Source organism: Pseudomonas sp. WS 5010 (assembly GCF_012985565.1).
Lineage (GTDB): Bacteria > Pseudomonadota > Gammaproteobacteria > Pseudomonadales > Pseudomonadaceae > Aquipseudomonas.
Map to the genome: position 1 here is coordinate 811,931 of NZ_JAAQWQ010000002.1, position 25,164 is coordinate 837,094.

At 63.1% G+C, this 25,164-nt stretch carries 21 protein-coding genes; 13 read left to right on the plus strand and 8 right to left on the minus strand.

Annotated features, from left to right (window positions below; genetic code table 11):
- Nucleotides 1-153: 153 nt before the first annotated feature.
- The 9 genes from HBO11_RS08230 to HBO11_RS08270 all read left to right on the plus strand — a co-directional run bounded on the left by HBO11_RS08230 (nucleotide 154) and on the right by HBO11_RS08270 (nucleotide 12,453).
- Nucleotides 154-2,283, plus strand: a complete 2,130-nt coding sequence (locus tag HBO11_RS08230; RefSeq protein WP_262381006.1) for a TonB-dependent receptor — start codon at nucleotides 154-156, stop codon at nucleotides 2,281-2,283.
- A 16-nt stretch (nucleotides 2,284-2,299) separates the two neighbouring features.
- Complete coding sequence (locus HBO11_RS08235; RefSeq protein WP_169955866.1) at nucleotides 2,300-4,012, plus strand: ABC transporter substrate-binding protein; 1,713 nt, start codon at nucleotides 2,300-2,302, stop codon at nucleotides 4,010-4,012.
- Nucleotides 4,009-4,932: an ABC transporter permease gene (locus HBO11_RS08240; protein ID WP_169955864.1), complete on the plus strand. Its 924-nt coding sequence runs from the start codon at nucleotides 4,009-4,011 to the stop codon at nucleotides 4,930-4,932. The genes HBO11_RS08235 and HBO11_RS08240 overlap by 4 nt, the downstream gene beginning before the upstream one ends.
- A gap of 178 nt (nucleotides 4,933-5,110) precedes the next feature.
- Entirely contained in the window at nucleotides 5,111-6,379 is a 1,269-nt protein-coding gene (locus HBO11_RS08245) for an acyl-CoA dehydrogenase family protein (RefSeq protein ID WP_169955862.1), read from the plus strand.
- Between the two features lie 14 nt (nucleotides 6,380-6,393).
- Nucleotides 6,394-7,722: an LLM class flavin-dependent oxidoreductase gene (locus HBO11_RS08250; RefSeq protein WP_169955860.1), complete on the plus strand. Its 1,329-nt coding sequence runs from the start codon at nucleotides 6,394-6,396 to the stop codon at nucleotides 7,720-7,722.
- Entirely contained in the window at nucleotides 7,719-8,570 is an 852-nt protein-coding gene (locus tag HBO11_RS08255; protein WP_170041523.1) for an ABC transporter permease, read from the plus strand. The genes HBO11_RS08250 and HBO11_RS08255 overlap by 4 nt, the downstream gene beginning before the upstream one ends.
- The gene (locus HBO11_RS08260; RefSeq protein WP_169955856.1) at nucleotides 8,567-10,207 is read left to right on the plus strand and encodes an ABC transporter ATP-binding protein; all 1,641 of its coding nucleotides are present in this window, start codon (nucleotides 8,567-8,569) and stop codon (nucleotides 10,205-10,207) included. Before HBO11_RS08255 ends, HBO11_RS08260 begins: the two co-directional genes overlap by 4 nt.
- 8 nt (nucleotides 10,208-10,215) lie before the next feature.
- A complete protein-coding gene (locus HBO11_RS08265; RefSeq protein WP_169955854.1) occupies nucleotides 10,216-11,388 on the plus strand; it encodes an acyl-CoA dehydrogenase family protein in 1,173 nt (390 codons plus the stop codon).
- A gap of 54 nt (nucleotides 11,389-11,442) precedes the next feature.
- Entirely contained in the window at nucleotides 11,443-12,453 is a 1,011-nt protein-coding gene (locus HBO11_RS08270; RefSeq protein ID WP_169955852.1) for an aldo/keto reductase, read from the plus strand.
- Nucleotides 12,454-12,486: 33 nt separating this feature from the next.
- Here HBO11_RS08270 and HBO11_RS08275 read toward each other — a convergent pair whose 3' ends face one another.
- Nucleotides 12,487-12,963 carry an Lrp/AsnC family transcriptional regulator gene (locus HBO11_RS08275; protein ID WP_169955850.1) on the minus strand — a complete coding sequence of 159 codons (477 nt, stop codon included), beginning with the start codon at nucleotides 12,961-12,963 and terminating at the stop codon, nucleotides 12,487-12,489.
- Between the two features lie 132 nt (nucleotides 12,964-13,095).
- Here HBO11_RS08275 and rarD point away from each other — a divergent pair, with 132 nt between their 5' ends.
- The gene (gene rarD, locus HBO11_RS08280; protein ID WP_169955848.1) at nucleotides 13,096-13,977 is read left to right on the plus strand and encodes an EamA family transporter RarD; all 882 of its coding nucleotides are present in this window, start codon (nucleotides 13,096-13,098) and stop codon (nucleotides 13,975-13,977) included.
- Nucleotides 13,978-14,096: 119 nt separating this feature from the next.
- Here rarD and hppD read toward each other — a convergent pair whose 3' ends face one another.
- The 6 genes from hppD to HBO11_RS08310 form a co-directional block, all read right to left on the minus strand.
- On the minus strand, nucleotides 14,097-15,173 hold the full coding sequence (gene hppD / locus HBO11_RS08285; protein WP_057440066.1) for a 4-hydroxyphenylpyruvate dioxygenase: 1,077 nt from the start codon (nucleotides 15,171-15,173) through the stop codon (nucleotides 14,097-14,099).
- A 295-nt stretch (nucleotides 15,174-15,468) separates the two neighbouring features.
- Nucleotides 15,469-16,188 (minus strand): molecular chaperone, encoded by a 720-nt coding sequence (locus tag HBO11_RS08290; RefSeq protein WP_169955846.1) that lies wholly within the window; start codon nucleotides 16,186-16,188, stop codon nucleotides 15,469-15,471.
- Complete coding sequence (locus HBO11_RS08295) at nucleotides 16,185-17,210, minus strand: fimbrial protein (protein ID WP_169955844.1); 1,026 nt, start codon at nucleotides 17,208-17,210, stop codon at nucleotides 16,185-16,187. Before HBO11_RS08295 ends, HBO11_RS08290 begins: the two co-directional genes overlap by 4 nt.
- On the minus strand, nucleotides 17,207-19,810 hold the full coding sequence (locus HBO11_RS08300; RefSeq protein ID WP_170058861.1) for a fimbria/pilus outer membrane usher protein: 2,604 nt from the start codon (nucleotides 19,808-19,810) through the stop codon (nucleotides 17,207-17,209). Before HBO11_RS08300 ends, HBO11_RS08295 begins: the two co-directional genes overlap by 4 nt.
- Before the next feature lie 18 nt (nucleotides 19,811-19,828).
- Nucleotides 19,829-20,578 carry a fimbria/pilus periplasmic chaperone gene (locus HBO11_RS08305; RefSeq protein WP_169955841.1) on the minus strand — a complete coding sequence of 250 codons (750 nt, stop codon included), beginning with the start codon at nucleotides 20,576-20,578 and terminating at the stop codon, nucleotides 19,829-19,831.
- Nucleotides 20,579-20,605: 27 nt separating this feature from the next.
- A complete protein-coding gene (locus HBO11_RS08310; protein ID WP_169955840.1) occupies nucleotides 20,606-21,169 on the minus strand; it encodes a fimbrial protein in 564 nt (187 codons plus the stop codon).
- 366 nt (nucleotides 21,170-21,535) lie between these two features.
- Here HBO11_RS08310 and HBO11_RS08315 point away from each other — a divergent pair, with 366 nt between their 5' ends.
- Both HBO11_RS08315 and HBO11_RS08320 read left to right on the plus strand, forming a co-directional pair.
- A complete protein-coding gene (locus HBO11_RS08315; RefSeq protein ID WP_169955839.1) occupies nucleotides 21,536-23,077 on the plus strand; it encodes an EAL domain-containing protein in 1,542 nt (513 codons plus the stop codon).
- A gap of 198 nt (nucleotides 23,078-23,275) precedes the next feature.
- A complete protein-coding gene (locus HBO11_RS08320) occupies nucleotides 23,276-23,641 on the plus strand; it encodes a histone-like nucleoid-structuring protein, MvaT/MvaU family (RefSeq protein WP_038441053.1) in 366 nt (121 codons plus the stop codon).
- A 202-nt stretch (nucleotides 23,642-23,843) separates the two neighbouring features.
- On the opposite strand, the gene HBO11_RS08325 is transcribed toward HBO11_RS08320, so the two are convergent.
- Nucleotides 23,844-24,380 (minus strand): DUF4946 domain-containing protein, encoded by a 537-nt coding sequence (locus tag HBO11_RS08325; RefSeq protein ID WP_262381009.1) that lies wholly within the window; start codon nucleotides 24,378-24,380, stop codon nucleotides 23,844-23,846.
- A 199-nt stretch (nucleotides 24,381-24,579) separates the two neighbouring features.
- On the opposite strand from HBO11_RS08325, the gene gloA reads away from it, so the two are divergent.
- Nucleotides 24,580-25,101 (plus strand): lactoylglutathione lyase, encoded by a 522-nt coding sequence (gloA, locus tag HBO11_RS08330; protein WP_169955837.1) that lies wholly within the window; start codon nucleotides 24,580-24,582, stop codon nucleotides 25,099-25,101.
- The last annotated feature ends 63 nt before the right edge of the window (nucleotides 25,102-25,164 follow it).

Here is a 25,164-nt window from a genome sequence, read left to right on the forward strand (position 1 = left end):
GTTTTTTGGCATAAGAGACCCGCTGATTAAAACCAAATACCCCGCAAAAACCCGCTTTGGCGCTTGGCATGCTTTCTGCTCTATCCCTGCCAGAGATTGACTATACGAATAGAAACTCGCCTCCACTCGTAGCCAATCACAGGGAATGCACAATTGAAGTTGATCTCAAGGCCTCTGCCGCCACTCGCCTCCAGTTCGTTTAAAACCGTCAGCGCCCTAACCTTGATCCTCGCCGCCCAATGGGCCCACGCCGAAGATTCGCGCCTGCAGACCGTAACGGTGCAGGCCAGCAAGGTCACCGCCAGCGAAGAAGCCCAGCTTAAGCTCGACGAGGTGGCCGGCGGCGTCAGCCTGGTCAAGGCCGCTGACGTCGAACGCGGCCGCTCGGCAACACTGGAAGACACCCTCGCCTATCAGCCCGGCGTGTATGCGCAGTCGGCGGGTGGCAACGATGCAATCAAGATTTCCATCCGTGGCTCCGGGGCCAATACCTCGCCGGGGTATTTTCGCGAAGGCACCAAGTTCCTGTTCGACGGCCTGGCCCTGACCGGCTCCGGCGGCACGCCGTATGAGCTGCTGGAAACCCAGGGCCTGGACTACACCGAAGTGCTGCGCGGGGCCAATGCCTTCCAGTACGGCGCGCTGTCGTTGGGTGGCGCGATCAATATGGTGACCAACTCCGGCCTGACTGCGCCGGGCAATCACGTGCGCTTGGAGGCCGGCAGTTTTGGCTGGCGCAAGCAACAACTGAGCACCGGCGGCGTGGTGGACAACGGCGACTACTACGTCAGCCTGAGCAACTCCGAACGCGACGGTTACCAGGACTGGACCTTCACCAAGGCCAAAGGCGTGGTCACCAACTTCGGCTACCGCTTCAACCCCAAGCTGGAAACCCGCCTGTTCGTACGCTACCGCGAGGAGTATCACGAAAGCTCCGGCACCCTGACCAAGGCCCAGCTCAAGCACGACTCGTCGCAAACCAACCCGGTGGCCCTGGCCAGCCGCGATGATTCGACCAAGCGTGGTTCGACCTGGGTCGGCAGCAAGACCACCTATACCTTCGACGATGACGCCACCCTGGATTTTGGCCTGGTCTATCACAACTATCCCCAGGTGCTGTACCGCAAGAGCACGGTCAACCCCAACTACTGGGACTGGCGCGACCTGAACCTGTCGCTGACCTATAACCGCAGCGACCAGATCCAGGGGCACACCAGCAACACCTCCCTGAGCCTGACCAGCACCCAGCACCTGCAGGCCGGGGTCAAGACCTACAACGGCAACCCGGCCTCCAGCACCTACGGCGCCTTGCAGAAACAGGCACGCTACACCGGCTCGTTCGACCGCGTGTTTGCCGCCGGCAATGACCTGCAACTGACCGACCGCCTATGGCTGTCCACCGGCCTGTCGTTGAGCCAGATCAAGCGCGATATCGAGGTGCGCTACTCGGACCGCGCCAATACCTCGCCCTACCCGGACCACTACGACTACGACAGCTGGAACGTCGCGCCGCGCCTGGGCCTGCGCTACGAGATCACGCCGGACTTCCAGGTGTTCGGCAACGTCAGCCGCTCCATCGACCCGCCCAGCAGTTGGTCGTCGTCGGGCTCCGGGGTGGCCAGCAACTACGCCAAGACCCTCACCGAGCAGAAGGCCAATACCGTTGAGTTCGGCGTGCGCGGCAAAGCCGGGATTTTCGATGGCAGCCTGGCGGTGTACCGCTCGTGGATCAAGGATGAACTGCTCACCGTCGAAGTGATTCCGGCCACCCGTACCACGGCGGCGGTCAACTCCACGTCCAACGCCAGCCCGACCATCCACCAGGGCATCGAAGCCGGCCTGGATACCGCGCTGTGGCAAAGCGCGCGCGGCGAAACCGTCAGCCTGCGCCAGGCCTACACCCTCAACGACTTCTACTACCGCAACGACGCGCGCTTTGGCTCCAACGAGCTGCCGGGGCTGCCCAAGCACGTGTACCAGGCCGAGCTGCAATACCGCCATCCGGACGGGTTCTACGCCGGGGTCAATGTGCGCTCGGTATCGAGTACCGCCGTGGACTACGCCAACACCCTGTATGCGCCCTCCTACACGATTTTCGGCGCCAAGCTGGGGTATGAAGCCCCGAGCAAGAAATGGCAGGTGTACCTGGACGTGAAAAACCTCACCGACCAGAACTACGTCACCGCCATCCAGCCGATCTATGACGCCCAGGGCAAGGACGTTGCCGCGCTGTATCCGGGGGACGGCTTTGGCGCATTCACCGGCGTGGCGTTCAACTTCTAAGGTGGGAGCCTTGACGATGCCGATCAATCACTGGAGCAGGTACGCCCTGCTCCTGGGGTTGCTGCTGGTGGGCGCCTGCTCGCCGGACGCCCCACCGCCCAGCTCGGTGCAGCGGGTGGACGGCCACCTGGACGCCCAGGGCCTGCTCAGCTACGACCCCAGCGACTACCACGAAACCCGCCAGGGCACGCCGGGCGGCACCCTGCGCGTGTCGGCCGCGCTGGATACCGGCACCTTCGATGTGCATTCCAGCTACCACGGCAACGTGCAATGGCTGGCGCGCATCGTCTACGACTGCCTGCTGTACCAGGACGAAAACGGCAAGCTCTCGCCCTGGCTGGCCAAGTCCTGGGACGTCTCAGAGGATGGCAAGACCTACACCTTCCATTTGCGCGACGACGTGACCTTCAGCGACGGCGAAAAATTCAACGCCCAGGCGCTGCGGGTCAACCTGGAGCATATGCGCGACCCGGCCACCAAATCACCGCTGGCGGCGGCGTACATCGCGCCCTACGTCGATGGCCGGATCATCGACGACTACACCTTTGAGGCGCACCTGCGCGAGCCTTACTCGCCGTTTTTGTATGTGCTGGCGCAGTCGTGGCTGAGCATGGTCTCGCCCAAACAGATCCGCGAAGCGCCCAAGAGCATCGCCGAGCACCCCATCGGATCCGGGCCGTTCGTGCTGCAAAGCTATACCCGCGAACAAGGCGCGACCTTTATCAAGCGCGCCGATTACCACTGGGCACCGCCGGTGACCCGGCACATTGGCCCGGCTTACCTGGACCGTATCGAGCTGAGCATCGTCCCCGAGGCCATGACCCGCTACAGCACCCTGCAATCCAAACGCTCGGACTTCACCCTGGATGCACCGGCGCAAAATACCGCGGCGATGCGTGCTTCGCAGAACCTGGTGGTGCGCAACCGGATCCGCATGGCCAGCCCTTACCGCAGCCTCACGTTCAATACCCTGCGCTTTCCATTCGACGATGTACGGGTGCGCAAGGCCATCGCCCAGGCCATCGACCGTGACGGCCTGGCCTGGATTGCCGGGTTCGGTGAGTTCTTGCCCAAGAGCGATTACCTGGCGGTGAACACGCCGTTCTACGACCCGGCCTACCGCGACGTATTGAAATACGACGTCGACGCCGCCAACCGCCAACTGGACGACGCCGGCTGGACCCAACGCGATGCCGAGGGCTATCGGGTCAAGGACGGCCGGCGCCTATCGGCGCACTTGCTGGGTTTTGAAAGCCCGCCGTTCCCCAGCAGCGTCGCGGTGGCGGTGCAGGCGGATGCCAAGAAAGTCGGCATGCAGTTCATTATCGAAATGATGCCCCTGGCCCAGCTCACCGACCGCCGCACGGCGGGCAACTACGACGCCATCGGCGGCGGCTATTGGCACACCAACACCCCCGACGGCCTGTACATCCTGTACCACAGCGACTCGCGCGCCTCGCCAAGCAAAAGCGGCAACAACCTCAGCAACCTCAGCGACCCGCGCCTGGACCAGTTGCTCAGCGACGCCCGCCGCTCCCATGACCCGGTGCAACTGCAAGCCCTGTACAGCGCCGCGCAACAACGCCTGACCGAAGTGGTGCCGGCGGTGCCGGACTTCGAGAGCCAGGTGCTGATTGCCTATCGCACGGCGGTCAAGGGCTTGATTTTCGACACCGTGCACAACACCCCATTTTTTACCAGCGTCTGGCTGGACCAGGAGGCACCATGAAACGGCTTGCCGCTCGACTACTGGCCGGTGTGGGCGTGCTGTGGGGCGCGGCCACCCTGACCTTCGTTGCCATCCATTTCAGTGCCGGCGACCCGGTGCTGGCGATTCTCGGCGGACCGGACGCCATCCCCACCCCGCAGCAACTGGCCCAGGTCCGTGAGGAATACGGCTTTGACCAACCGTTGTGGGTGCAATACGGGCGCTATATGGGGCGGATCGCCCACGGTGATTTCGGCGAGTCGTACCGCTTGCGCATTCCCGTCACCGAGGCCATCGGCAAGCAGATTGGCGCGACGCTGCAACTGGCCCTGAGTGCCGCCCTGCTGGCTATCGGCCTGGCGCTGGCCAGCGCCGTGCTTACCGCCAAGCGCAACCCCTGGGTGCGTCGCGTGGCTTCGGCCAGCGAGCTGGTGCTGTCGTCATCGCCGTCATTCGTGCTGGGGATTTTGCTGTTGCTGGTGTTTTCGTTCCAGTGGCCGGTGTTGCCGCCAGCCGGCTCCAACGGCTGGCAAACCCTGATCCTGCCGACCCTGGCCCTGGCCCTGCCGATTGCCGGGATGCTTAGCCAGGTGCTGCGCCAGGAACTGGAAGACATCCTCGAACAACCCTTTATCGCCATGGCCCGTGCCCGCGGCCTGTCGCAGACCGCCGTGCGCCTGCGCCACGCATTGCGCCATGCGCTGGTGCCGCTGGTGACCTTGTCCGGGTTCATCTTCGCCAGCCTGCTGGGGGGTGCGGTGGTCACGGAAATGCTGTTCGCCCGCCAGGGTATCGGGCGAATGATGCTTGATGCAGCCGTGGCCAAGGATGCGCCGGTGGTGCTGGGGATCACCTTGTTGGCGGCACTGGTTTATGTGGTGGTGAACCTGTTGGTGGATGTACTCAACGGGTTGATTGATCCACGGGTTAAACCGCGATGACGGCTGATTCACACAGGCTGCTTTATGTGGGAGCGGGCTTGTGTAGGAGCGGGCTTGCCCGCGATAGCGGAGGGTCAGTTGATAAATAGTTGACTGATACACCGTCATCGCGGGCAAGCCCGCTCCTACAGTGGATCACCGACAGCTTCAGATACTGTATTCAAGTAAGGAACCGAACATGAGCGACACCCCACTGCACGAACGCTTCGCCCCGGTTTTCCAGCGTATTGCCCAGGGCGCGGTGCAACGCGAGCAAGAACGCACCCTGGCCTTCGACGCCGTCGATTGGCTGAAAACCGCAGGTTTCGGCGCCCTGCGCGTGCCCCGCAGCCAGGGCGGCCTGGGCGTGCCCCGCAGCCAGGGCGGCCTGGGCGCCAGCCTGCCGGAGTTGTTCGCCCTGCTGATCGAGTTGGGCAGCGCCGACTCGAACCTGCCACAGATCGTGCGCGCGCATTTTGGCTTCGTCGAGGGCCGGCTGGTGAGCCAGGACCCCGAGTCCCAGGCGTACTGGTTCCCCAAGGTGGTCGCCGGGCAATTGTGGGGCGCAGCCATGGCCGAGCGCAGTGACACCACCACCAACTCGGTGACGCTCAAACCCACCGCCGAAGGCTGGCAACTGGACGGCCAGAAGTACTACTGCACCGGCACCTTGTATGCCGACTGGATCGCCGTGGCCGCCGCCGACGGGCCCGACTTTATCAGCGTGGTGGTGCCCACCGATGCGCCCGGCGTGACCCGCGTGGATGACTGGGACGGTTTTGGCCAGCGCCTGAGCGGTAGCGGCACCACGCGCTTTGAGCAGGTGGCGGTGCCCGAGCATCAGGTACTGCGGCGCTTCAAGCCCGGCGAGCTGCGCGCCGAATCGTATATCTCGGCGTTTTACCAGCTGTTCCACCTCGCGACCCTGGCCGGGATCGCCCGCGCCGCGTTGCGCGACGCCGTCGATTTTGTCCAGGGCCGCACCCGCGCGTTTGGCATCCCCGGGCAATCCAGCCCGCGCCTGGACCCGCTGGTGCAGCGGGTGATCGGCAAGCTGTCGAGCCTGTCCTATGCCGCCGACAGCCTGGTACAGGCCACCGCGCAGGTGCTGCAAAGCACCCATGAGGCGGTGCTCGACGGCTCCATCAGCGAGGCGCAATACGTCGATGCGGATGTGCGCACCTACCAGGCACAGCAAGTGATCCTGCCGCTGGTGCTGGAGGCCACCAGCCTGCTGTTCGAAGTCGGCGGCGCCTCGGCCACCAGCCAGGTGCGCCGCCTTGACCGGCATTGGCGCAATGCCCGCACCCTGGCCTCGCACAACCCGGCGATCTACCGCGAGCGGGCCCTGGGCGACTTCTACCTCAACGATGTCAGCCCCGCTGCCGCCTGGCGCGCCGCCCAGGAACAGGCCGTGGCCGACCACCCCGAGCATGCCAGCGCCCGCGATGAAGCCAGCGCCGTCTAACCCCAGGAACCCGCATGAAAAAGCACATGAGCATTGGCATGAACATCCTCGGTTTCGGCGCCCACGCGGCGGCCTGGCGCGTCGGCGAAGTGCCGGCCGATGCCTACCTGGATGTGGAGTACTACCGCACTATCGCGCGCATCTCGGAACGTGGCTGCCTGGATGCGATCTTCCTCGCCGACGGCCCGGCCCTGGCGGGCGATGTGGCCACGCAACCGGTAGGCCGCCTGGAACCGACCCTCCTGCTGACCGCCGTGGCCCTGGCCACGCAGCACATCGGGGTGATCGCCACCGCCTCCAGCACCTACAACGACCCCTACAACCTGGCGCGGCGCTTCGCCTCCCTGGACCATATCAGCGGCGGCCGCGCAGCCTGGAACGTGGTGACCAACGCCACTGACGCCGCCGCGCAGAATTTCGGCCTGGCCAACCAGTTGCAACACGGGGAGCGCTACGCCCGCGCCGAAGAATTCATCGACATCGCGTGCAAGCTCTGGGACAGCTGGGAAGACGACGCGATCATCGGCGATGCCGGCAACGGCCGCTACGCACATCCCGACAAGATCCACAGCCAGGACTTTGTCGGCCGGCATTTTTCCATCAAGGGCCCGCTGAACCTGCCCCGCTCGCCCCAGGGCCGGCCGGTGCTGGTGCAGGCGGGCTCATCGGAGGGTGGCAAGGCCCTGGGTTCGCGGTATGCCGATGCGATTTTCACCACCCAGACCAGCCTGGAAGATGGCCAGTACTTCTACCGCGACATGAAGCAGCGCGCGCGCCAATGGGGGCGCAACCCCGAGCACCTGAAAATCATGCCGGGCCTGTCCACGGTGATCGGCAGCAGCGAGGCCGAAGCCCATGCGCGCTTTGATCAACTCAATGCCTACCATGGCGAACATGGCCTGATTCAGCAAGTGGCCGCGCGGATCGGCATCCCCGCCGAGGAACTGCAGTTGGATGCGCCGCTGCCGTGGGCGCGGATCGGTGAAGTGGGCACCTATGAGAAAGGCTCCCAGGGGTTTCTCGAAGCCCAACTCAACCTGGCCCGCCGCGAAGGCCTGACGGTGCGCGAACTGTCGCGGCGCATCCTGGTCGGCCATCGCCTGCTGGTGGGCACCCCGGAACAGGTGGCCGACACCCTCGAACACTGGTTCCTCGCGGGCGCCGCCGATGGCTTCAACATCATGCCGGACATGTTTCCCTCGGGGGTCGAGGTATTTGTCGATGAAGTGGTGCCGCTGCTGCGCAAGCGCGGGGTATTTCGCCATGAGTACAGTGGCAGCACGCTGCGTGAGCACTTGGGGTTGCCGTACCCACAGAGTCAGTATGCGAGGAGCCGGGCATGAGCACCTATACCCTGCCCTGGCGCTTGCCCTTGGCGCTGCCGAGCACCTTTCGCCCCGGCCTGTCACTGGCCTGGCTGTTTGTGATTGGCTTGTTGATCGCGGCGCTCGTGCCGCATTGGCTGACCGGCGTCGACCCCCTGGCCGCCGCCGCCCGCAACGCCTACCTGCCACCCAGCGCCAGCCACTGGCTGGGCACCGATGAAAACGGGCGCGATGTACTCGCCCGCTTGATCCACGGGGTGCGCCCTTCACTGTTGATGGGCCTGGTGTCCACGGCCATCGGCCTGGGCGCCGGGATCATCCTCGGCTTGGCGGCCGGCCTCGGCCCGCGCCTGGTGGATGGCGCGATCATGCGCCTGATCGACGTTTTGCTGGCCTTTCCCGACCTGCTGTTGGCCCTGGTGATCATCACGTTCTGGGGCCAGGGCCTGTGGATCACCCTGATTGCAGTGGGCGTGGCGAGCATCCCGCGCTTTGCGCGGATGGTGCGCGCGCAGACCCTGGTGGTGCGCGATGCACCCTACGTCGAAGCCGCTACCACCCTCGGCCGGCATCGCGCAGCCGTGGTGTTGCGGCATGTGCTACCCAATGCGATCAAGCCGATCCTGATCCTCGCCACCATTGGCATCGGCCACAACATCATCACCGGCGCGGCGCTGAGCTTCCTCGGCTTTGGCGCCTCGCCGCCCGCGCCGGAATGGGGTTCGATGCTCGCCATGGGCCGCAACTACCTGGCCAATGCCTGGTGGCTGGTCGCCTGGCCGAGTGTGGCGATCATCCTGACGGTGGTGTCGATCACCGCCCTTGGCCGGGACTGGCTGGCGCGCAGCGAAGGTAAATCCCGATGAGTACGTTAGTGGAGGTACAAGACCTGCGGGTACAGTTTGGCCACACGCCGATTATCAAGGGCATATCGTTCAGCCTGGCCGCCGGTGAATGCCTGGCGCTGGTGGGCGAGTCCGGCTCGGGCAAGACTGTCACCTCGCGCACCCTCAGCGGCCTGAGCGGCGAAGGCTCACGGGTACAGGCCGCGCGCCTGGCGTTTGCCGGCACCGACCTGCGCCAGTTGGACGACCGCGCCTGGCAAACCTTGCGCGGTGCGCAGATCGGCTTTGTGATGCAGGACGCCCTCGGCTCCCTCGACCCGCTGCGCCCGGTAGGCAAGGAAATTACCGAACCGCTGCGCCTGCACACGCCACTGGGTCGCGATGAGCGCCAGGCACGGGTCATCGAACTGCTGCGCGCGGTCGGCGTGCCGCAGCCCGAGTTGCGCGCCTTGCAGTACCCCCATCAACTGTCGGGCGGCCTGCGCCAACGGGCGCTGATCGCTTCGGCGATTGCCGCCGGCCCGCGCCTGCTGATTGCCGATGAACCGACCACGGCGCTGGACGCCACGGTGCAGGCCCAGGTCCTGGCGCTGTTGGAGTCCCTGCGTTCCCAGGCCATGGCGATGCTGGTGGTCAGCCACGACCTGGCGGTGGTGTCGCGCCTGGCGGACCGGGTGGCGGTGATGCATCACGGGGTGATTGTCGAGCAAGGCCCGGTGGAGGCGATCCTGCATGACCCGCAGCATCCCTACACCCAGTCGCTACTGCGGGCCGGGCGAGCGGTGCATTTCCAGCGCCCGGCCCTGGCGGCGCCGAAAGTGGCCAGCGCCGAGCGCTTCGACCTGCCGTTGATCGAGGCGCGCAACCTGCAAAAAACCTTTATCGGCCCCGACGGCCAGCCCCATGTTGCAGTGCACAACGCCAGCTTCAGCCTGCGCGCCGGGGAAACCCTGGGAATTGTCGGCGAGTCCGGCAGCGGCAAGACCACCCTCACCCGCATGCTGTTGGGCCTGGAGCGCCCGGACGCCGGCGATGTGTGGCTCAACGGCCGGCCCTGGAGCGCCCTGAACGATCAACAACGGCGCCAACTGCGCCAACGCATCCAGGTGGTGTTCCAGGACCCGCAAAGCTCGTTCGACCCGCGCTACACCGTGGCCCGCGTGCTTAACGAGGCGTTGCAGGTGGCCGGCCTGCCCCGCCGCGAATGGCCGGCGCGCACCCTGGAGCTGCTGCAACTGGTGCGCCTGGACGCCAGCGTGCTCGAGCGCCGCCCCCTGGAGCTTTCCGGCGGCCAGCGCCAACGCATCGCCATTGCCCGGGCGCTGGCGCCCAACCCCCAGGTGCTGGTGTGCGACGAGCCGGTGTCGGCCCTGGATGTGTCGGTGCAGGCGCAGATCCTCGCGTTGCTGGCCGACCTCAAGTCACGCCTGAAACTGGCCTGCCTGTTCATCTCCCACGACCTGGGGGTGATCAACCAGGTCAGCGAACGGGTGCTGGTGATGAAGGACGGCGAGGTGGTGGAAAGCGGCCCTGTGCGCGATGTGTTTGACCACCCGCAGCATGCCTACACCCGCGCCCTGCTCGATGCCATCCCGCAGATCGACCGGCCCGCCCCGGTGCCCGAGCACCACTTCATTACCTACGCCATTGCCATATAAGGATTGTCATGAGCTTTTTGTCCGTGCCAGAGCTGTTGCAGCGTGCCGCTGTGTTATTGCCGCAGATCGCCGAGGGCGCCGCCGAACGCGAGCGCACCCGGCAACTGCCCCATGAGCAGATCCGCCAACTGGCCGCAGCGCGCCTGCTGACCCTGCGTATTCCCCAGCGCTACGGCGGCAGCGAGTCCAGCGTGCGCGAGGTGGTGCAGTTCGTCATCGACCTGGCGGCGGTGGACTCCAATATCGCCCAGTCCCTGCGCCCCAGCTTTGCCTTTATCGAAAGCCTGCTGGTGCAGAAGTCCGAAGCCGAGCGCCAGCTGTGGTTTGCCCACTACTTGCAGGGCGAGGTGTTCGGCAATGCCGGCTGGGAAATCGGTGGCGCCAACGGCCAGGTCAGCGCGCGGATTGTGCCCCAGGGCGAGCACTTTCGCGCCAATGGCAGCAAGTACTACAGCACGGGCGCGCTGTATGCCGACTGGGTCAGCGCGGTGGCGCTGGATGAAAACGACGAGCCAGTGTCGTTCGTGGTGCCCCGCGACCGCGAAGGCCTGGAGCTGGTGGATGATTTCGACGCCATGGGCCAGCGCCTGACCGCCAGCGGCACCACGCGCCTGAACAACGTGCTGGTGCGCCGCGAGGAAATCCGCACGCGGGTGGTGGAGGAAGGCCAGCGTTCGATCATCACACCGTTCCTGCAACTGTTCCTCGGCGCGGTGCAGGCCGGCATCGCGCGCAATGCCTTGAACGATGCGGTGGCCTTTGCAAGGGACCATGCGCGGCCGATCAAGCACAGCAGCGCCAGCCGCTCGGTGGACGACCCCTATGTGGAGTTTTCCGTGGGTGAGATCTCGGCCCGTGCGTTTGCCGCCGAAGCGGTGGTGTTGCGCGCCGCCGACACCCTCGACGCGGCCTGGGCCGAGGAGTTGAGCCATGAGGCCGTGACCCGCGCAGCCATCGATGTGGCCCAGGCCCAATACATCGCCGCCGAGTCGGCACTCAAGGCTGGCGAGCTGCTGTTCGACGTCGGCGGCGCCTCCACCACCGGGCGCAGCCATAACCTCGACCGGCACTGGCGCAATGCGCGCACCGTGGCCAACCACAATCCCCGGCACTGGAAAGCCGCGGTGGTCGGCGCCTATCGGCTCAAGGGCACCGAGCCACCGACGTCGGGCTTGTTCTAGAGCCTTGCTCTCTGGTATTGCATAGCAACTGTCTGCGCTTTTGAGGAGTTCACCATGATTTACCGCACACTGGGCCAGTCCGGGCTCAAGGTCAGCGCACTGACCCTGGGCACCATGATGTTTGGCGAACAGACCAACACCGAAGACTCGCTGCGGATCATCGACAAGGCCTGGGACCAGGGCATCAACTTCATCGATACCGCCGACGTCTACACCGGCGGGCGCTCCGAGGAAATCGTCGGTGAAGCCATCAGCCGCCATCGCGCCGACTGGGTCGTCGCCTCCAAAGTCGGCTTTGGCCCGCCGGACGGCCTGCCCAACCGCAGCGGCCTGAACCGCAAGCGCATTTTCAACGCGCTGGAAGCCAGCCTCACCCGCCTCGACACCGATTACCTGGACATCTACTACCTGCACCGCGAAGACCACGACACCCCACTGGAAGTCACCATTTCGGCGATCGGCGACCTGATCCGCCAGGGCAAGATCCGTTACTGGGGGCTGTCCAACTATCGCGGCTGGCGCATCGCCGAAGTGGTGCGCGTGGCCGAGCGCCTGGGGGTCGACCGGCCGATCATCAGCCAGCCGCTGTACAACATCGTCAACCGCCAGGCCGAGGTGGAGCAGATCACCGCCGCGGCGGCCTATGGCCTGGGCGTGATGCCCTACAGCCCACTGGCGCGTGGCGTGCTCAGTGGCAAGTACGCACCGGATATCAGCCCCGAAGCCGGCAGCCGCGCCGCACGCCAGGACAAACGCATCCTGGAAACCGAATGGCGCGTGGAGTCACTGCGCATTGCCCAACAGATCCAGCAATACACCCAGGGCCGTGGCGTGGGGATTGTCGAGTTTGCGATTGCCTGGGTCTTGAACAACCAGGCGGTCAGCTCGGCGATTGTCGGGCCGCGCACCGAGGCGCAGTGGGATGCCTATACCGGGGCGCTCGATGTGAAGATCAGTGCCGAGGATGAGGCGTTTATTGACTCACTGGTGACGCCGGGGCATGCGTCGACACCGGGGTTCAATGATGTAGGGCACTTTGTCTCGGGGCGCATTCACCGCCCCTGACCCCCTGTGGGAGCTGGCTTGCCTGCTCCCACATCAACCCAGCGGCACATCCAGGCTGACCTTGACCCGGTCCATCACCACGATGCTGCGAAACCATTTGATATTGCGGTTCTCGTAGAACAGCGTGCGGGCCAGGGTTTCGTAGGCCTTCATGGTTTCCACCACGATCACCAGCATGAAGTCGGCATCGCCGGTGACGTAATAGCACTGCTGCACCTCGGGGATCGACATCTGCACCTTGAGCACATCGAGGTCTTCGATATGGGTGCGCTCGGCGTGCACCTCCACCAGGATCGTGATCGGCTTGCCCACTGCATCCTGATTGATCACCGCCGTATTCGCGATGATCGCCCCACTCTGCTCCATGCGTTTGATGCGCCGCTGTACCGCTGCGGTCGACAGGTTGACCTGCTCGCCAATCACCCGCAGTGCGGTGGTGTTGTCGCGTTGCAGGTGCTTGAGAATCGCGCGGTCGAAATCATCCAGGGGCGGCTGGGGGCTGACGGGCATGCTGGCGAACCTTGGGCGTGAGAAAATTTCCCATAAGATGCCGCAAAACAGAGCAAACGTCTCACCTCAAAAGCAATATATTCCCACCTGAAATTCCCCCTCTTTTGTTTGAATCGGTTTGGCGAGGACTGCGTGTCTAAAGGCGTTGTTTTATCGGTAGCGGCCTCGGTGTTGTTTGCCGTGATGTATTACTTCACATCACTGCTCACGCCATTGAGTGGCCTGGAGATTTTCGGTTGGCGCATGTTGCTGACCGTGCCGTGCATGACCGTGTTCATGGTGGTCAGCGGTGAGTGGCGCCAAGTGTGGGAACTGCTGCGATTGCTCGCGGGCAAGCCACGATTGATCGGTGGGATTGTGCTGTCGTCGGTGCTACTGGGCGTGCAACTGTGGCTGTTTATGTGGGCGCCGCTTAACGGCCGCAGCCTGGATGTGTCCCTGGGCTACTTCCTGCTGCCGCTGACCATGGTCCTGACCGGGCGCCTGGTGTATGGCGAAAAGCTCTCGCGGCTGCAACTGATCGCGGTGGTGTTCGCGGCGATTGGCGTGCTCAACGAGCTGTACCAGGTGGGCGGCTTCTCCTGGGCCACGCTGCTGGTGATCATCGGTTACCCCATCTACTTCGTGCTGCGCAAACGCCTGGCGACCGACCACCTGGGCGGCCTGTGGCTGGACATGGCGCTGATGCTGCCGGTGGCGCTGTGGTTTGTCCAAAGTGGCGAACAGGGCTTCGCCGTGCTGGATGCACACAAAGGGCTATATGGGTTGATCCCGATGCTCGGGCTGATCAGTGCTTCGGCGTTGGTGTGCTACATCATCGCCAGCCGCTTGTTGGCGTTCAGCCTGTTTGGCCTGCTCAGCTATGTGGAGCCGGTGCTGTTGCTGGGGGTGGCGTTGCTGCTGGGGGAAAGCATCGGGCCGGGTGAATGGCTGACCTACATCCCGATCTGGCTGGCGGTGATGGTGCTGGTGTTCGAGGGTTTCAAGCACCTGATGCGCCAGCGTAGAGCCTGACCCAATAACTGCAGGAGCGAGCTTGCTCGCGAAGGACTCAAAGACACCGCGCCACCTCAGGCAGTACGCGTTATCGTTGACGTCCATCGCGAGCAAGCTCGCTCCTACAAAAAGCCATGTCAGTCGGTGGTCAGTACGCCACGACGAACCTGGTCACGCTCGATGGATTCGAACAGGGCCTTGAAGTTGCCTTCGCCGAAGCCGTCGTCACCCTTGCGCTGGATGAACTCGAAGAACACCGGGCCCATCAGGGTTTCCGAGAAGATCTGCAGCAGCAGGCGCTTGTCGCCGGCCACGGACGAGCCGTCCAGCAAGATACCCCGCGACTGCAACTGCTCCACCGGTTCGCCGTGGTTTGGCAGGCGGCCTTCGAGCATTTCGTAGTAGGTGTCCGGCGGCGCAGTCATAAAGCGCATGCCGATCTTCTTCAACGCGTCCCAGGTCTTGATCAGGTCGTCGGTGAGGAACGCCACGTGCTGGATGCCTTCGCCGTTGAACTGCATCAGGAACTCTTCGATCTGGCCTGCGCCCTTGGACGACTCCTCGTTCAACGGGATGCGGATCATGCCATCCGGGGCGCTCATGGCCTTGGAGGTCAGGCCGGTGTATTCGCCCTTGATGTCGAAGTAGCGCGCTTCACGGAAGTTGAACAGCTTCTCGTAGAAGTTGGCCCAGTAGACCATGCGCCCCCGATAGACGTTGTGGGTCAGGTGGTCGATGACCTTGAGGCCGGCGCCCACCGGGTTGCGGTCCACGCCTTCGATAAACACGAAGTCGATATCGTAGATCGAGTTGCCTTCACCGAAACGGTCGATCAGGTACAGCGGCGAGCCGCCGATGCCCTTGATGGCCGGCAGGTTCAGTTCCATCGGGCCGGTTTCGATATGGATCGGCTGGGCACCGAGTTCCAGGGCGCGGGTGTAGGCCTGTTGCGAATCCTTGACGCGAAACGCCATGCCGCACACCGATGGACCGTGCTCGGCGGCAAAGTACGAAGCGATGCTGTGGGGTTCGTTGTTGAGGATCAGGTTGATCGCGCCCTGGCGGTACAGGTGCACGTTTTTCGAGCGGTGGGTTGCCACCTTGGTGAAGCCCATGATCTCGAAGATCGGCTCCAGGGTGCCCGGGGTCGGCGATGCGAATTCGATAAATTCAAAGCCCATCAGGCCCATTGGGTTTTCGTATAGATCTGCCATGATTTGGCGCCTCATCATCTTTTTTAGAATTAAGTAAATTAATTGCCAGCAAGGATGAGGTGGGCAGGTGGCGCACAGGAAATGCCCCGCACGCTGCGGGCGAGGAAGTCACCGTAGATGAGTTGGAACCCGAGTAGCTTCATGGTTGAGTCATTCTCTTACGGGCGTCTCTGACGGACGAGGCCTGCATGGAAACAGGCGCTTATTCTTGTATGCGTAAACGGATTCTACACAGCGTAAACAGCTTTGTCCGTATTCCTTATCAAATCCTTATGCCCGTACGGACGCAAGGGGTTTATTGCACAGTGTGCGCTACATGAGTGCGGGTGTTGCCATGGTCGTCCAGGGTGGTGAAGTGCACCAGCGCCGCGACCGACGCCTGCCCTGGCGCGCCATGCAAGGTAACGATTGCACTGGATCGGGGGGCAAGCATCGGCGGGTCATCGTTGCGGTACTGGCGCCCCTCGCTCCCCAGCACAATGCTGGTCAAGCTCACATGGTAGGCACTGGCGTTGTGCACATGCAGAGTGCCCGCCTTGGGCAAGCGCCACTCCAGGCCTTCGACGGCATCCTCCGCTCGCCCTGGCAACAGTGGCGGGCGCAGGAACAGTTTGATGCGGCTGCGCAAGGCGAACTGCACGCTGTGGGACACATCCGTCTGCGGCGGGATACCCAGTACGTTGAGCCAATACACCTGCTCCACGCCCCCCTGCGCCGGCTCGCCATCATAGGCCACGCGCAACGCCTGGGCCTGGCCGGCGTCCATGCGCAGGATCGGCGGGGTCACGGTGAACGGTACGTCACTGTATTCAGGGCGCACCAGGGGGTCGCCTGCGTCAATCCAGACCTGTACCAGCCGTGGGTTATCCGCCTCATTGCTCAGGTTGAGCGTGACCTGGCCCACGGCTGCGGGGTAAATCAGGCGGGTGCGGTCAAGCACGATTTCCCCATGGGCACTCCAGGCCAGCAGCCAACCCAGTACGCCCGCTGCCAGACGTGCCCAGGCCCCGCTCATCGGTAGCTCAAGGTAAAGGTGGCCAGTCCCTTGGCCGTGCCGGGATGCACGGTAGGCTCGGTTTGCAGGTACCGCGCCGTCAGCGGTATGCGAACCGTGCCATTGCCCGTACTGCCGGCCGACCATTGGTTGGGGTTGCCAATACCACTGGCGTCCGGCCCGTAGCTGACGACGGCGTTGCCGTGCAGCAGTTGCAGGGCGAGGCCACGGGCGGTGGAATCTTGCGTCAGCGTCAGGCGCTCGCCACGGTTGGCCGGTTGAGTTTGGTCGGTGAGTGTCACCCACACATCCAGCCTGCCCCCTGTGCCGCCCGCGCACTGCAACTCAATCTCGCGGCTAGCACCACCGGCGACGCTGCCCACGCCGGTGAACGCGGTGGCTGCCACGCTGCCCAGATCGATCGGCACCGAGGGTGTGGATACCGAACAGGTAGGTTTCAACGGCGGCCCCACCACCACGGTGGCGAAGGTGAACAAATGGACCGCGTGAAAATCAGGATGGACCCTGAACTCTGCAAAGGGCTGCGCGAATACCACCCCACCCTGGATCGCACCGGTGACAAAAAACACCACGCGCACGCGCACGCCCCAGGAGGCCAGGCCGGGACGTAGCGGCCCGCGCAGGATCGACACGCCTTGATTGATGCTTTTCCATTCACCGCCATCGCGGTCCTGTGCCATCAAGCCATAGCCCACACCTTGCAGGCCGGTGGTAAAGATCGGCAGCGATAACCCGGAGAGGCCAAAATACTTGCCAGTAAAGCGCATGTTCCTTGCCACGCTGATATACGACCAATGATCCACGCTCACGCCCACGCCATAGGTGCAATCCTGCGCGTCTGGGGATTGCAGCGCATAGCCCTGGGGGTCGCCCAGCACTTGGCCCACCCGGGGGTTAGCCGGCACGCTGATGGAGGCAATCGAAAGCGCCACGGGGGGCGCGGGCGTGCAACTGGCATTGGCGTGCACCTCGGCGGCGGCCAGCAGCGCGAGCAGGCCAAGAAGGCATGCCTTGGCGCTCATCGTGCGGTCACCTCGCGCCCGGCCGCCACGCCTACGCATTGCCCTTGCAACAGGTCGGCGTGGGCTTGGCGCCGCGTTGCCTGGGGTTGCAGGCGATAGTGGATGTAGCAACGGTCAGCGGCGGTCTCGCTCCACTTCACAGTGAGCGTGCCCTGCTCGGCAATGCCCCTGACAAAGGCCTTGCTGGCCTGGCCAATCACCCCGACTTCGCTGCCGTGCTCATCAAACACCTGGGCGGCGAATGGCAACGGCTTGCCGTTCTCGCGCAGGGCCTTGACCACCACTGCCCGCCCGACCACCGTGGCAAAGCGCAAGCGGGCGATGGCCCCGGCGGTGGGCACGATGCGTTGGCTGGTCTCTTGCAGTTCCACGTCATAGGCGCTGCCCTCGGGGTCGATACCCACGGTATTGGCCTGGAACGCCCGCAGCGACGGCACCACGGCGTAGCCGTTGCGGTCGACCCGCAGGTGATTGCCATTGCTCAACCGTGCACCCTGGGCAGCGGGCACATGGACCAGGGCGGCCGCCTCGCCGAGGTAGTGCGAGAACGTCAGGCCGTCTGCATGGGCCACCAGGCCGCCGTCGGCGCTCAATGAAAGCTGGCTGCTGTCGCGGTTCTGCCCATACCCCAGCCGCAGGGCGGCCGTGCTGGCGTTGTACCCAGCATAGGCATTGACACTGCCCTGGCTCGCCCCCTCGGCCGAGGCGCGGGTGCCGGCGATGCCGTAGTTGAGCGTGGCGTCATCATCGAGCATGCCGTTGATGCCCAGTTGTTGCTGGCTGCCGCGACTGCCTCCGGTACTGCGAGTCAAGGTGCTGGTCAGGCTCGGTGCGCGCGGGCTGCTGCCCAGGGGCAGGGACACTGTCAGCATCACGCGATTATCGACGTGGCCGGCGTTATCCGAACGGGCCAGCAATACCGGCGCGTGTTCGTCTTGATGATTGCTCCGGTCTGGGGCTTGGACCCGCGAACGCTGGGCGCTGAGGTTCCAGTTGAGGCGGCGCCAACTGGCGCCATAACTCAGGTGATATGCGGTTTCGCGCCCCAGGCGCGGGCCCCAGTATTGGGTCGAACTGGCATAGAACCCCAGGGTGCCCGCCCCCGCCTGCTGGCTGATGGTCAGGTCCAGGCGCGTCTTTTGCCGGGCGTAGCTGCCAATATCCTGGCCCCGGCGCCCCAGCTCCCGCACATTGACTGCGTCGGTGAGGTTCAGGTAGCCCTCGGTGGAAAAACGATAGGCGCCCAATACCAGGTGCGTACCGGTTTGCGACAGTTGCCGGTCGAAGCCCAGGCCGACGTTCTGCCCCGACAGCACCCCCTGCCCAGGGACATGCGTGCGCGAATCGGTGGCGTCCAGCGAAAATGCACCCAGGGTGGTATTCAGCGCCACACCCGCTTTGCCCTGGGCGTAACCTTCAGAAAAACTGCTGCCGCCATACAGCGTCAGGTCGTCCAGCAGACCATGCTGGAGTGTCCCTTCAAACGCCAGGGGGGCCCGGCCCTCGACGCCATTCTGGCGGACCTGGCCCAGGGTCATGCCGTACCGGCTGGCGCTGCGCCGCAGCAGGTGCGGTGCCACGGAAAACGGCACGCTGTAACTGTATTGGCGACCGTCGATTTCCTTGACGCTGACGCTCAGGTCGCCGCCACCTGTGGGGTACAGGTCGCTGATCACAAACGGACCGGGGGCCACGGTGGTTTCGTAGAGCGTATAGCCGTTCTGACTGACGGTGACGGTGGCGTTGCTGTCGGCCATTCCTCGCACCACTGGCGCATAACCCTGTTGCGAAGGCGCCAGCATTTGCTCGTCGGTGCCCAGGCTGAGGCCACGCATGCGGGTACTCTCCAGGATCTGCCCGCTGCTGAAGCTGTCGCCCAGGGTCAGGCGCGATTGCCAGGCCGCGAGGCTGCGTTGCACATAGATCGCGCTGCTTTGGTAGCGCTCGGCACCGCTTCGCGAGTTCCAGGCCTGCGCGCCCTGGTGGCGCAAACGCCAACTGCCGAGGTTGAGGCCGGTGTTGAGCCCCAGGTAGGCCCGGTCTTCGCCACTGCCGGCGGTCATGGTTGAGGCGCTGAAGTTGTAGCTGAGCAAGCCGGCATTGATGCCTTCGTCCCATTGGCGGGGGTCGATGGCATCACGGGCCGTCGGGGTCAGGTAGAGCTGGGGCACGCTTAGGGCCAGCTGCAACGCACCGCTATCGACGCTGCTGGAGGCCATGGGGATCCATTGGCCAAGATCCCCGCACAATGGGCCTGGGGAGACGGGCTGGTTTGGCGCCACGCCCAGTCGGGTCAACAGCGGCCAGTCCAGGCACGGCACGACGTCGTCCTGCACCGCAATAAAGTCCAACGCATGGCGCCCGGCAGGCGCGCCGTTGAGCAGTACATCGACCCGGTACTTGCCGGGCGCCAGGGTGTCGTGGCGGTTGAAGCGGGAAATATCCACGCCCGCTGCAAGGCCACTGGAAAACGCCTCAAGGTCGAAGGTGACCGAAGCTGCCAGGACCTCGGGGCAGATCAAGGCCACCACCATTGCGGGAAAGTACAGGGCACGCAGGGCAATACACCCCCGCGCCCACCGTTGCAGGTAAAAAAACATAAGTCAGGCTTCGCGTTACTAAAGAGGCGCCCAGCGCGGCACGGAGAAACCACCGAAATCGTCGATGTACTGGAATTGCACCCGGGCGTCGGCGGGCACCGTCTGCACCAGAGGAGGCAGGGCAAGGTCGAGGCTGGCATAGGGCGCGACCATGCCTTGCTGGTCGGTGGGCACCGCTTGGCCGCCCATCACCAGCGCGACCTCATGGAATGTCACATGGAAGGGCGACGGGTTGGTTACCCGCAGCACCGCCGGCTTGCCGGTATGCAAGGTCCAGGTCAGTTGCCCCGGCGCATCATGGGCGTTGCCCGTCAGGCCCTGGGGCCGGAAAAACACCTTGGTGCGAATGCGAAAGGCAAACCGCAGCTGGTTCTGGCGCTCCTCCTCGGCCTCGGTTTGCGCCGGTCGGGCCTGGGGCGGCACCTCCAGCACGTTGAGCCAGAACAGCGACTCCCTGTCCCCGGCCAGCGGCTCCCGGGTATAGGCCAGGCGTATGGACTGGCTCTTGCCCGGGTCCAGGCGAAACACCGGCGGGCTGATGCTGAACGGTACCTCACTGTGTTCCGCCAACTGCCGTGCATCACCGTCGTCCATCCACACCTGCACCAGGCGTGCGGCCTGTTGATCATCGTTGCGCACCTGTACGGTGATTTCCCTGCGCGCCTCGGCGTAGACCTGGCGTGTACCACTTAGGATCACCCCGGCCTGTGCCTGCGCGAAGGCCAGGCACAGGCACAGCGCAACCTTTAGGCGTGATAGGCAACCCATGCTGCGTACCCTCGATTTTTCAGGCGATCAGGGAAAGATCACCGAGTACTGCACCGCCGTAGTCACCAGCCCGACTCCCGCCGCGCCGCCGGTGGCGATGTAACGTGCCGCAAAGGGCATGGTCGCCAGCCCGCCGGTGACCGTGGCCGTGGTCGAGGCGTGGCCGCTGCGCAAATCCATGGGCCTTTGGGTTGCACCGTCGACAATTTGCACTTCCACTTTGGCCGCCGCAGTCTTGGGCGCGGTATTGCGCAAGTTGCCCGTGGCCGGGTTGATGGCCGGGCTGGTGCTCTCATACAGCACCGCCACTTTGGTCGCATCTGCGCAACTGGCGCCGCCGCCCACGTAGATAAAGAACGGTTTGGAGCTGGCGGTTGCCCCCGCCGTGGACAGGGCGCTGGCCTGGACCTTGTCGAGGACTACCGGGAAGTTCGCCCCGGAGCCTGGGGCACCGCCGGTTCCACCGCTGATGGTGCAGGTGGTGCCGGTGATTTCGCCGGTCAGGGTGATGGTGCCGTCGGCAGCAGAGGCCGTAGGTATGACGAAACCACAAGCAAGCAGCAGGGCAATGGCCAGGACATTGTTTTTCATTACGCACGTGTTCCTATGTGTTAGATCGAGCCCCGCTCAAACGCCACGCAGGCATAAGCCCGCCCGCGCAATTTGGGCTTGATGACGCGAAAGAGTTGGTTTTTGAATGCAGCGTCTATATGGGGCTGCAGTTTTTTTGACAAGCATTGATCCAGGCAATAACGCAATAGACCAATCAGCTTTTCCTCGTCAAAATATGTTGCAAGGTTTGGCAAGGTTGAAAAACACGCACAACTGGCCAAGTAGCTAGGTCAACGCGTTTAAAGTGCTTATTTCCATAGGGCAACTATCATTTCATTCGTGTATCTGACGCCTCGCCTGTAGCCGTTGCCAGGCCCCTCCCTCATTCTGCTACAGGCCGCGTAAATGCCACTCACCATCAAAGGCCCGCGCAAGCGCGCCGCCCGCTACTTGATCACGGTCCTGTGCGGCATGCTGCCGATTCTGCTAGGGGTGGTGATCCTGTACCTGCAGGCCCAGCGCACCCTGGAAAACAGCACCGCGCAGACGGCTATCGAGGCCGTGCGCCAATTCGACCTGATGCTCGACAACACTGCCCTCGCCGCCCAGGACCTACTGCCGCTGGCGGGCCAGGACTGTGACAATGCGGCAAAACTGGCGCTGCGCGAGCAAGTCACCCGGCGCCCCTTTGTCCGTGCAACCACCCTGTCGTTTAAAAAGTCCATTTATTGCAGCTCGTTGTTTGGCGGCGACTATGTGTCACCGGTCAACCCGGACGATTACGTCAATGGTCGCCTGTGGCTGATGAAGGGCAACCCCGTCACCCCCGATACCGCCTTGTTGGTTTATCGGCTGGTGGACGGCGACAAAGCGGCGTTTGCCTCGATTGACGGTTACCACCTGACAAACGCCCTGCGCCTGATCAGCCGTTATGCCGACCTGGTATTGCAGGTCGGGCCCAATTGGCTGGGTAGCGACGGCAAAGTGCGCGACACTGCGCTACCGGTGTTTGCCGTGGCCCATCACCACCTCGACTCCCAGCGTTACGCCTACAGCGTGGAAGCCGGCATGCCCGAAGGGGAAGTCTGGCGTTACATGCAAGCCCGGTACCCGCCACTGTTCAGCCTGCTGGTGTTTTTCGGCGTATTGGCCGGCGTGCTCGCGCACTGGCTGCAAAAGCGCTCCAGCGCACCGACCCATGAACTGCAGCGGGCGCTGGGCGCCAATGAATTCGTGCCCTATTACCAACCGGTGGTGCGCGGTGACAACCTGCAATGGGCCGGCTGTGAAGTGCTGATGCGCTGGAAGCATCCAAAAGAAGGCCTGGTTCGCCCGGACCTGTTTATTCCCCTGGCCGAGCATTCAGGGCTGATTGTGCCCATGACCCGGGCATTGATGCGCCAGGTGGCCACACAGCTGGCACCCCATGCCGATCGCCTGGGCGGTAATTTCCATGTGGGGATCAATATCACCGCCCGGCACTGCCAGGACCTGGAGTTGGTGCAGGACTGTCGGGAATTTCTCGCGGCCTTCCAGCCCGGGCAAGTCCTGTTGACCCTGGAGCTGACCGAACGCGAACTGATCGAGCCCACCGACGTGACCCGCCAGCTGTTCCAGGCCCTGCACGAACTGGGGGTGATGATCGCCATTGATGACTTCGGCACCGGCCACTCCAGCCTGGGTTATTTGCGCAACTTCAATGTTGACTACTTGAAGATTGATCAAAGCTTTGTGGCAATGATCGGGGCCGATGCTTTATCGCGGCATATACTCGATAGCATCATCGAGTTATCGGGCAAGCTTGACTTGGGCATCGTCGCCGAAGGCGTGGAAACCCAAGAGCAATGCGATTATCTGGCAGCGCAAGGCGTGGACTTTTTGCAAGGTTACCTGTTTGGCCGCCCAGTGCCTTTTGACGCATTCATTAAGTCTTTGCGTGGTGCTTGAATATCGATCTAGCATCATCATGAAATATTGTTATTTATACAAAGGACATGATTTACTCGTGGCTCATTAACTACTACAATTTTTCCTGCCTGTGCTGAATCGGCAGGAGAGCCACTTTTACCGAGTCATGCTGAGGCTCTTGGCTTATAGCTTTGTTTACAGTTGGTATCAGCCAAATACACTATTGGAGTAAATATTTTGTCCAGACTCGCCGAATTTCGTGCCGCAGAAAAAGCCCTTCAAGAGCAGCTCGCCCAGCTGGAATCCCTGAAGAACGATGCTGGCTTGAAGAAAGAAATCGAATTTGAAGAAAAGCTTCAAGGGCTGATGAAAACCTACGGCAAGAGCCTGCGTGACATCATCTCCATCCTTGATCCAAACCCGGGCAAATCGGGAATCCAAGCGGCAGCCGCACCTAAAACCCGCCGCGCACGCGTGGTCAAGGTGTATCACAACCCACACACTGGCGAACTGATTGAAACCAAGGGCGGCAACCACCGCGGCCTGAAGGCCTGGAAAGAACAGTATGGCGCAGCCACTGTAGATTCCTGGTTGCGCGGCTAATACCGGCGCACTAATAAAAAGCCTCGCAGATGCGGGGCTTTTTTGTTTGTGCACTGCGATTTCGCGGCCCGTGGCTTTGGAACGTGGACTTCTAAACACATTCCACTTGGTACAAATTCACCGACCAGTGGCTGTACGCTGCGCCCTTATAGTTATGTGTTTTTTTGTAACTGCGCCATGTCAGGCATCTAGCCATCGCCCATCAAAGTTTCAGGCTTGCACGTACCTCACTGACTTCTTCCTTGCTCGACTCATAGGCTTGAGCTTGCCCGGCGTATGAAAAAACATAGGCCTTATTCGCATCAACAGCGCCTACCAGTGTTTGCGAGAGCACATGCCGACCATTCTCGGTAATCACGCAGGTAGTTTCCAGGGCCTCAAGATGACTCAAGGTAGTCGGGTGCATCTTGTTGCAGACACTTTGATAACCACTGCGGGCAAAGTCCTTCTGGATGGACTTGCGCATTTCCAGCAGCACACCTTGCAGATTGACCACATGCCCAGGCTCGATCGGGGTGCCCGTCAGCTCCATGACCATCTGTGTCTCGCCGTTTTCGTTGTTCTTTATCGCACGTTGGCGAGATACCGGCGACGGCGTGGCCGGTGCATCGGCATCCGCCACCACTTCCTCCACCTGCCAACCGCTGGGCCAGTGAATCTCGGGATCTGCCGCCAATACAGCAGTGCTGGCCAAGATCAGGCACACGGTGCTCAACAGCGGTTTGTTCAGTCGGCTCATTGCAAAAAACACTCGGAGTTCAAGCCGCAAAGTTTGAGCCTGCACGTAGGATAGTCGCAAGGCCCGCGTCAGCTTTTTCATTTGGCGTGGCTGGCGCGGCTTGCGTATCATGGCCCGGCTGCACGGATGCCTGTCAGCCGCAAGCCAAAGGACCGCTCAAGTCACGAGCCGCGTCTGCCCCATTTTTTCTGGAGGGCCCATGAGCCTGCACGAATTGAACACCTTCCCGGGCGTCACCGCCCAACCCGACACCGCCACTGCGAACTTCGTGTTCAACCACACCATGCTGCGGGTCAAGGACATCACCAAGTCGTTGGACTTCTACACCCGCGTCTTGGGTTTTTCCCTGGTTGAGAAGCGCGACTTCCCGGAAGCCGAATTCAGCCTGTACTTCCTCGCCCTGGTCGACAAGGCGCAGATCCCAGCCGATGCCGCCGCACGTACCCAGTGGATGAAGTCGATCCCGGGCATCCTGGAACTGACCCACAACCACGGCACCGAGAACGATGCCGACTTTGCCTACCACAATGGCAACACCGACCCGCGCGGGTTTGGCCATATCTGCATTTCGGTGCCGGATATCGTGGCGGCCTGCGAGCGGTTTGAAGCGTTGGGCTGTGACTTCCAGAAGCGCCTGACGGATGGGCGCATGAAAAGCCTGGCGTTTATCAAGGACCCGGACGCGTACTGGGTTGAGATCATCCAGCCAGCACCGCTGTAAACCGGCTTGATGCCCCAGCAGGAGGGTATCACCGTGGTGTTTGCCTGCACCGCAGGCAAGCCA

What these genes read in the sequence shown, in the direction of transcription:
- HBO11_RS08235 (WP_169955866.1), top strand. Translation starts at nt 2,300, where the DNA reads ATGCCGATCAATCACTGGAGCAGGTACGCCCTGCTCCTGGGGTTGCTG.
- HBO11_RS08240 (WP_169955864.1), top strand. Translation starts at nt 4,009, where the DNA reads ATGAAACGGCTTGCCGCTCGACTACTGGCCGGTGTGGGCGTGCTGTGG.
- HBO11_RS08245 (WP_169955862.1), top strand. Translation starts at nt 5,111, where the DNA reads ATGAGCGACACCCCACTGCACGAACGCTTCGCCCCGGTTTTCCAGCGT.
- HBO11_RS08250 (WP_169955860.1), top strand. Translation starts at nt 6,394, where the DNA reads ATGAAAAAGCACATGAGCATTGGCATGAACATCCTCGGTTTCGGCGCC.
- HBO11_RS08255 (WP_170041523.1), top strand. Translation starts at nt 7,719, where the DNA reads ATGAGCACCTATACCCTGCCCTGGCGCTTGCCCTTGGCGCTGCCGAGC.
- HBO11_RS08260 (WP_169955856.1), top strand. Translation starts at nt 8,567, where the DNA reads ATGAGTACGTTAGTGGAGGTACAAGACCTGCGGGTACAGTTTGGCCAC.
- HBO11_RS08265 (WP_169955854.1), top strand. Translation starts at nt 10,216, where the DNA reads ATGAGCTTTTTGTCCGTGCCAGAGCTGTTGCAGCGTGCCGCTGTGTTA.
- HBO11_RS08270 (WP_169955852.1), top strand. Translation starts at nt 11,443, where the DNA reads ATGATTTACCGCACACTGGGCCAGTCCGGGCTCAAGGTCAGCGCACTG.
- HBO11_RS08275 (WP_169955850.1), bottom strand. Translation starts at nt 12,963, where the DNA reads ATGCCCGTCAGCCCCCAGCCGCCCCTGGATGATTTCGACCGCGCGATT.
- hppD (WP_057440066.1), bottom strand. Translation starts at nt 15,173, where the DNA reads ATGGCAGATCTATACGAAAACCCAATGGGCCTGATGGGCTTTGAATTT.
- HBO11_RS08290 (WP_169955846.1), bottom strand. Translation starts at nt 16,188, where the DNA reads ATGAGCGGGGCCTGGGCACGTCTGGCAGCGGGCGTACTGGGTTGGCTG.
- HBO11_RS08295 (WP_169955844.1), bottom strand. Translation starts at nt 17,210, where the DNA reads ATGAGCGCCAAGGCATGCCTTCTTGGCCTGCTCGCGCTGCTGGCCGCC.
- HBO11_RS08300 (WP_170058861.1), bottom strand. Translation starts at nt 19,810, where the DNA reads ATGTTTTTTTACCTGCAACGGTGGGCGCGGGGGTGTATTGCCCTGCGT.
- HBO11_RS08305 (WP_169955841.1), bottom strand. Translation starts at nt 20,578, where the DNA reads ATGGGTTGCCTATCACGCCTAAAGGTTGCGCTGTGCCTGTGCCTGGCC.
- HBO11_RS08310 (WP_169955840.1), bottom strand. Translation starts at nt 21,169, where the DNA reads ATGAAAAACAATGTCCTGGCCATTGCCCTGCTGCTTGCTTGTGGTTTC.
- HBO11_RS08315 (WP_169955839.1), top strand. Translation starts at nt 21,536, where the DNA reads ATGCCACTCACCATCAAAGGCCCGCGCAAGCGCGCCGCCCGCTACTTG.
- HBO11_RS08325 (WP_262381009.1), bottom strand. Translation starts at nt 24,380, where the DNA reads ATGAGCCGACTGAACAAACCGCTGTTGAGCACCGTGTGCCTGATCTTG.
- gloA (WP_169955837.1), top strand. Translation starts at nt 24,580, where the DNA reads ATGAGCCTGCACGAATTGAACACCTTCCCGGGCGTCACCGCCCAACCC.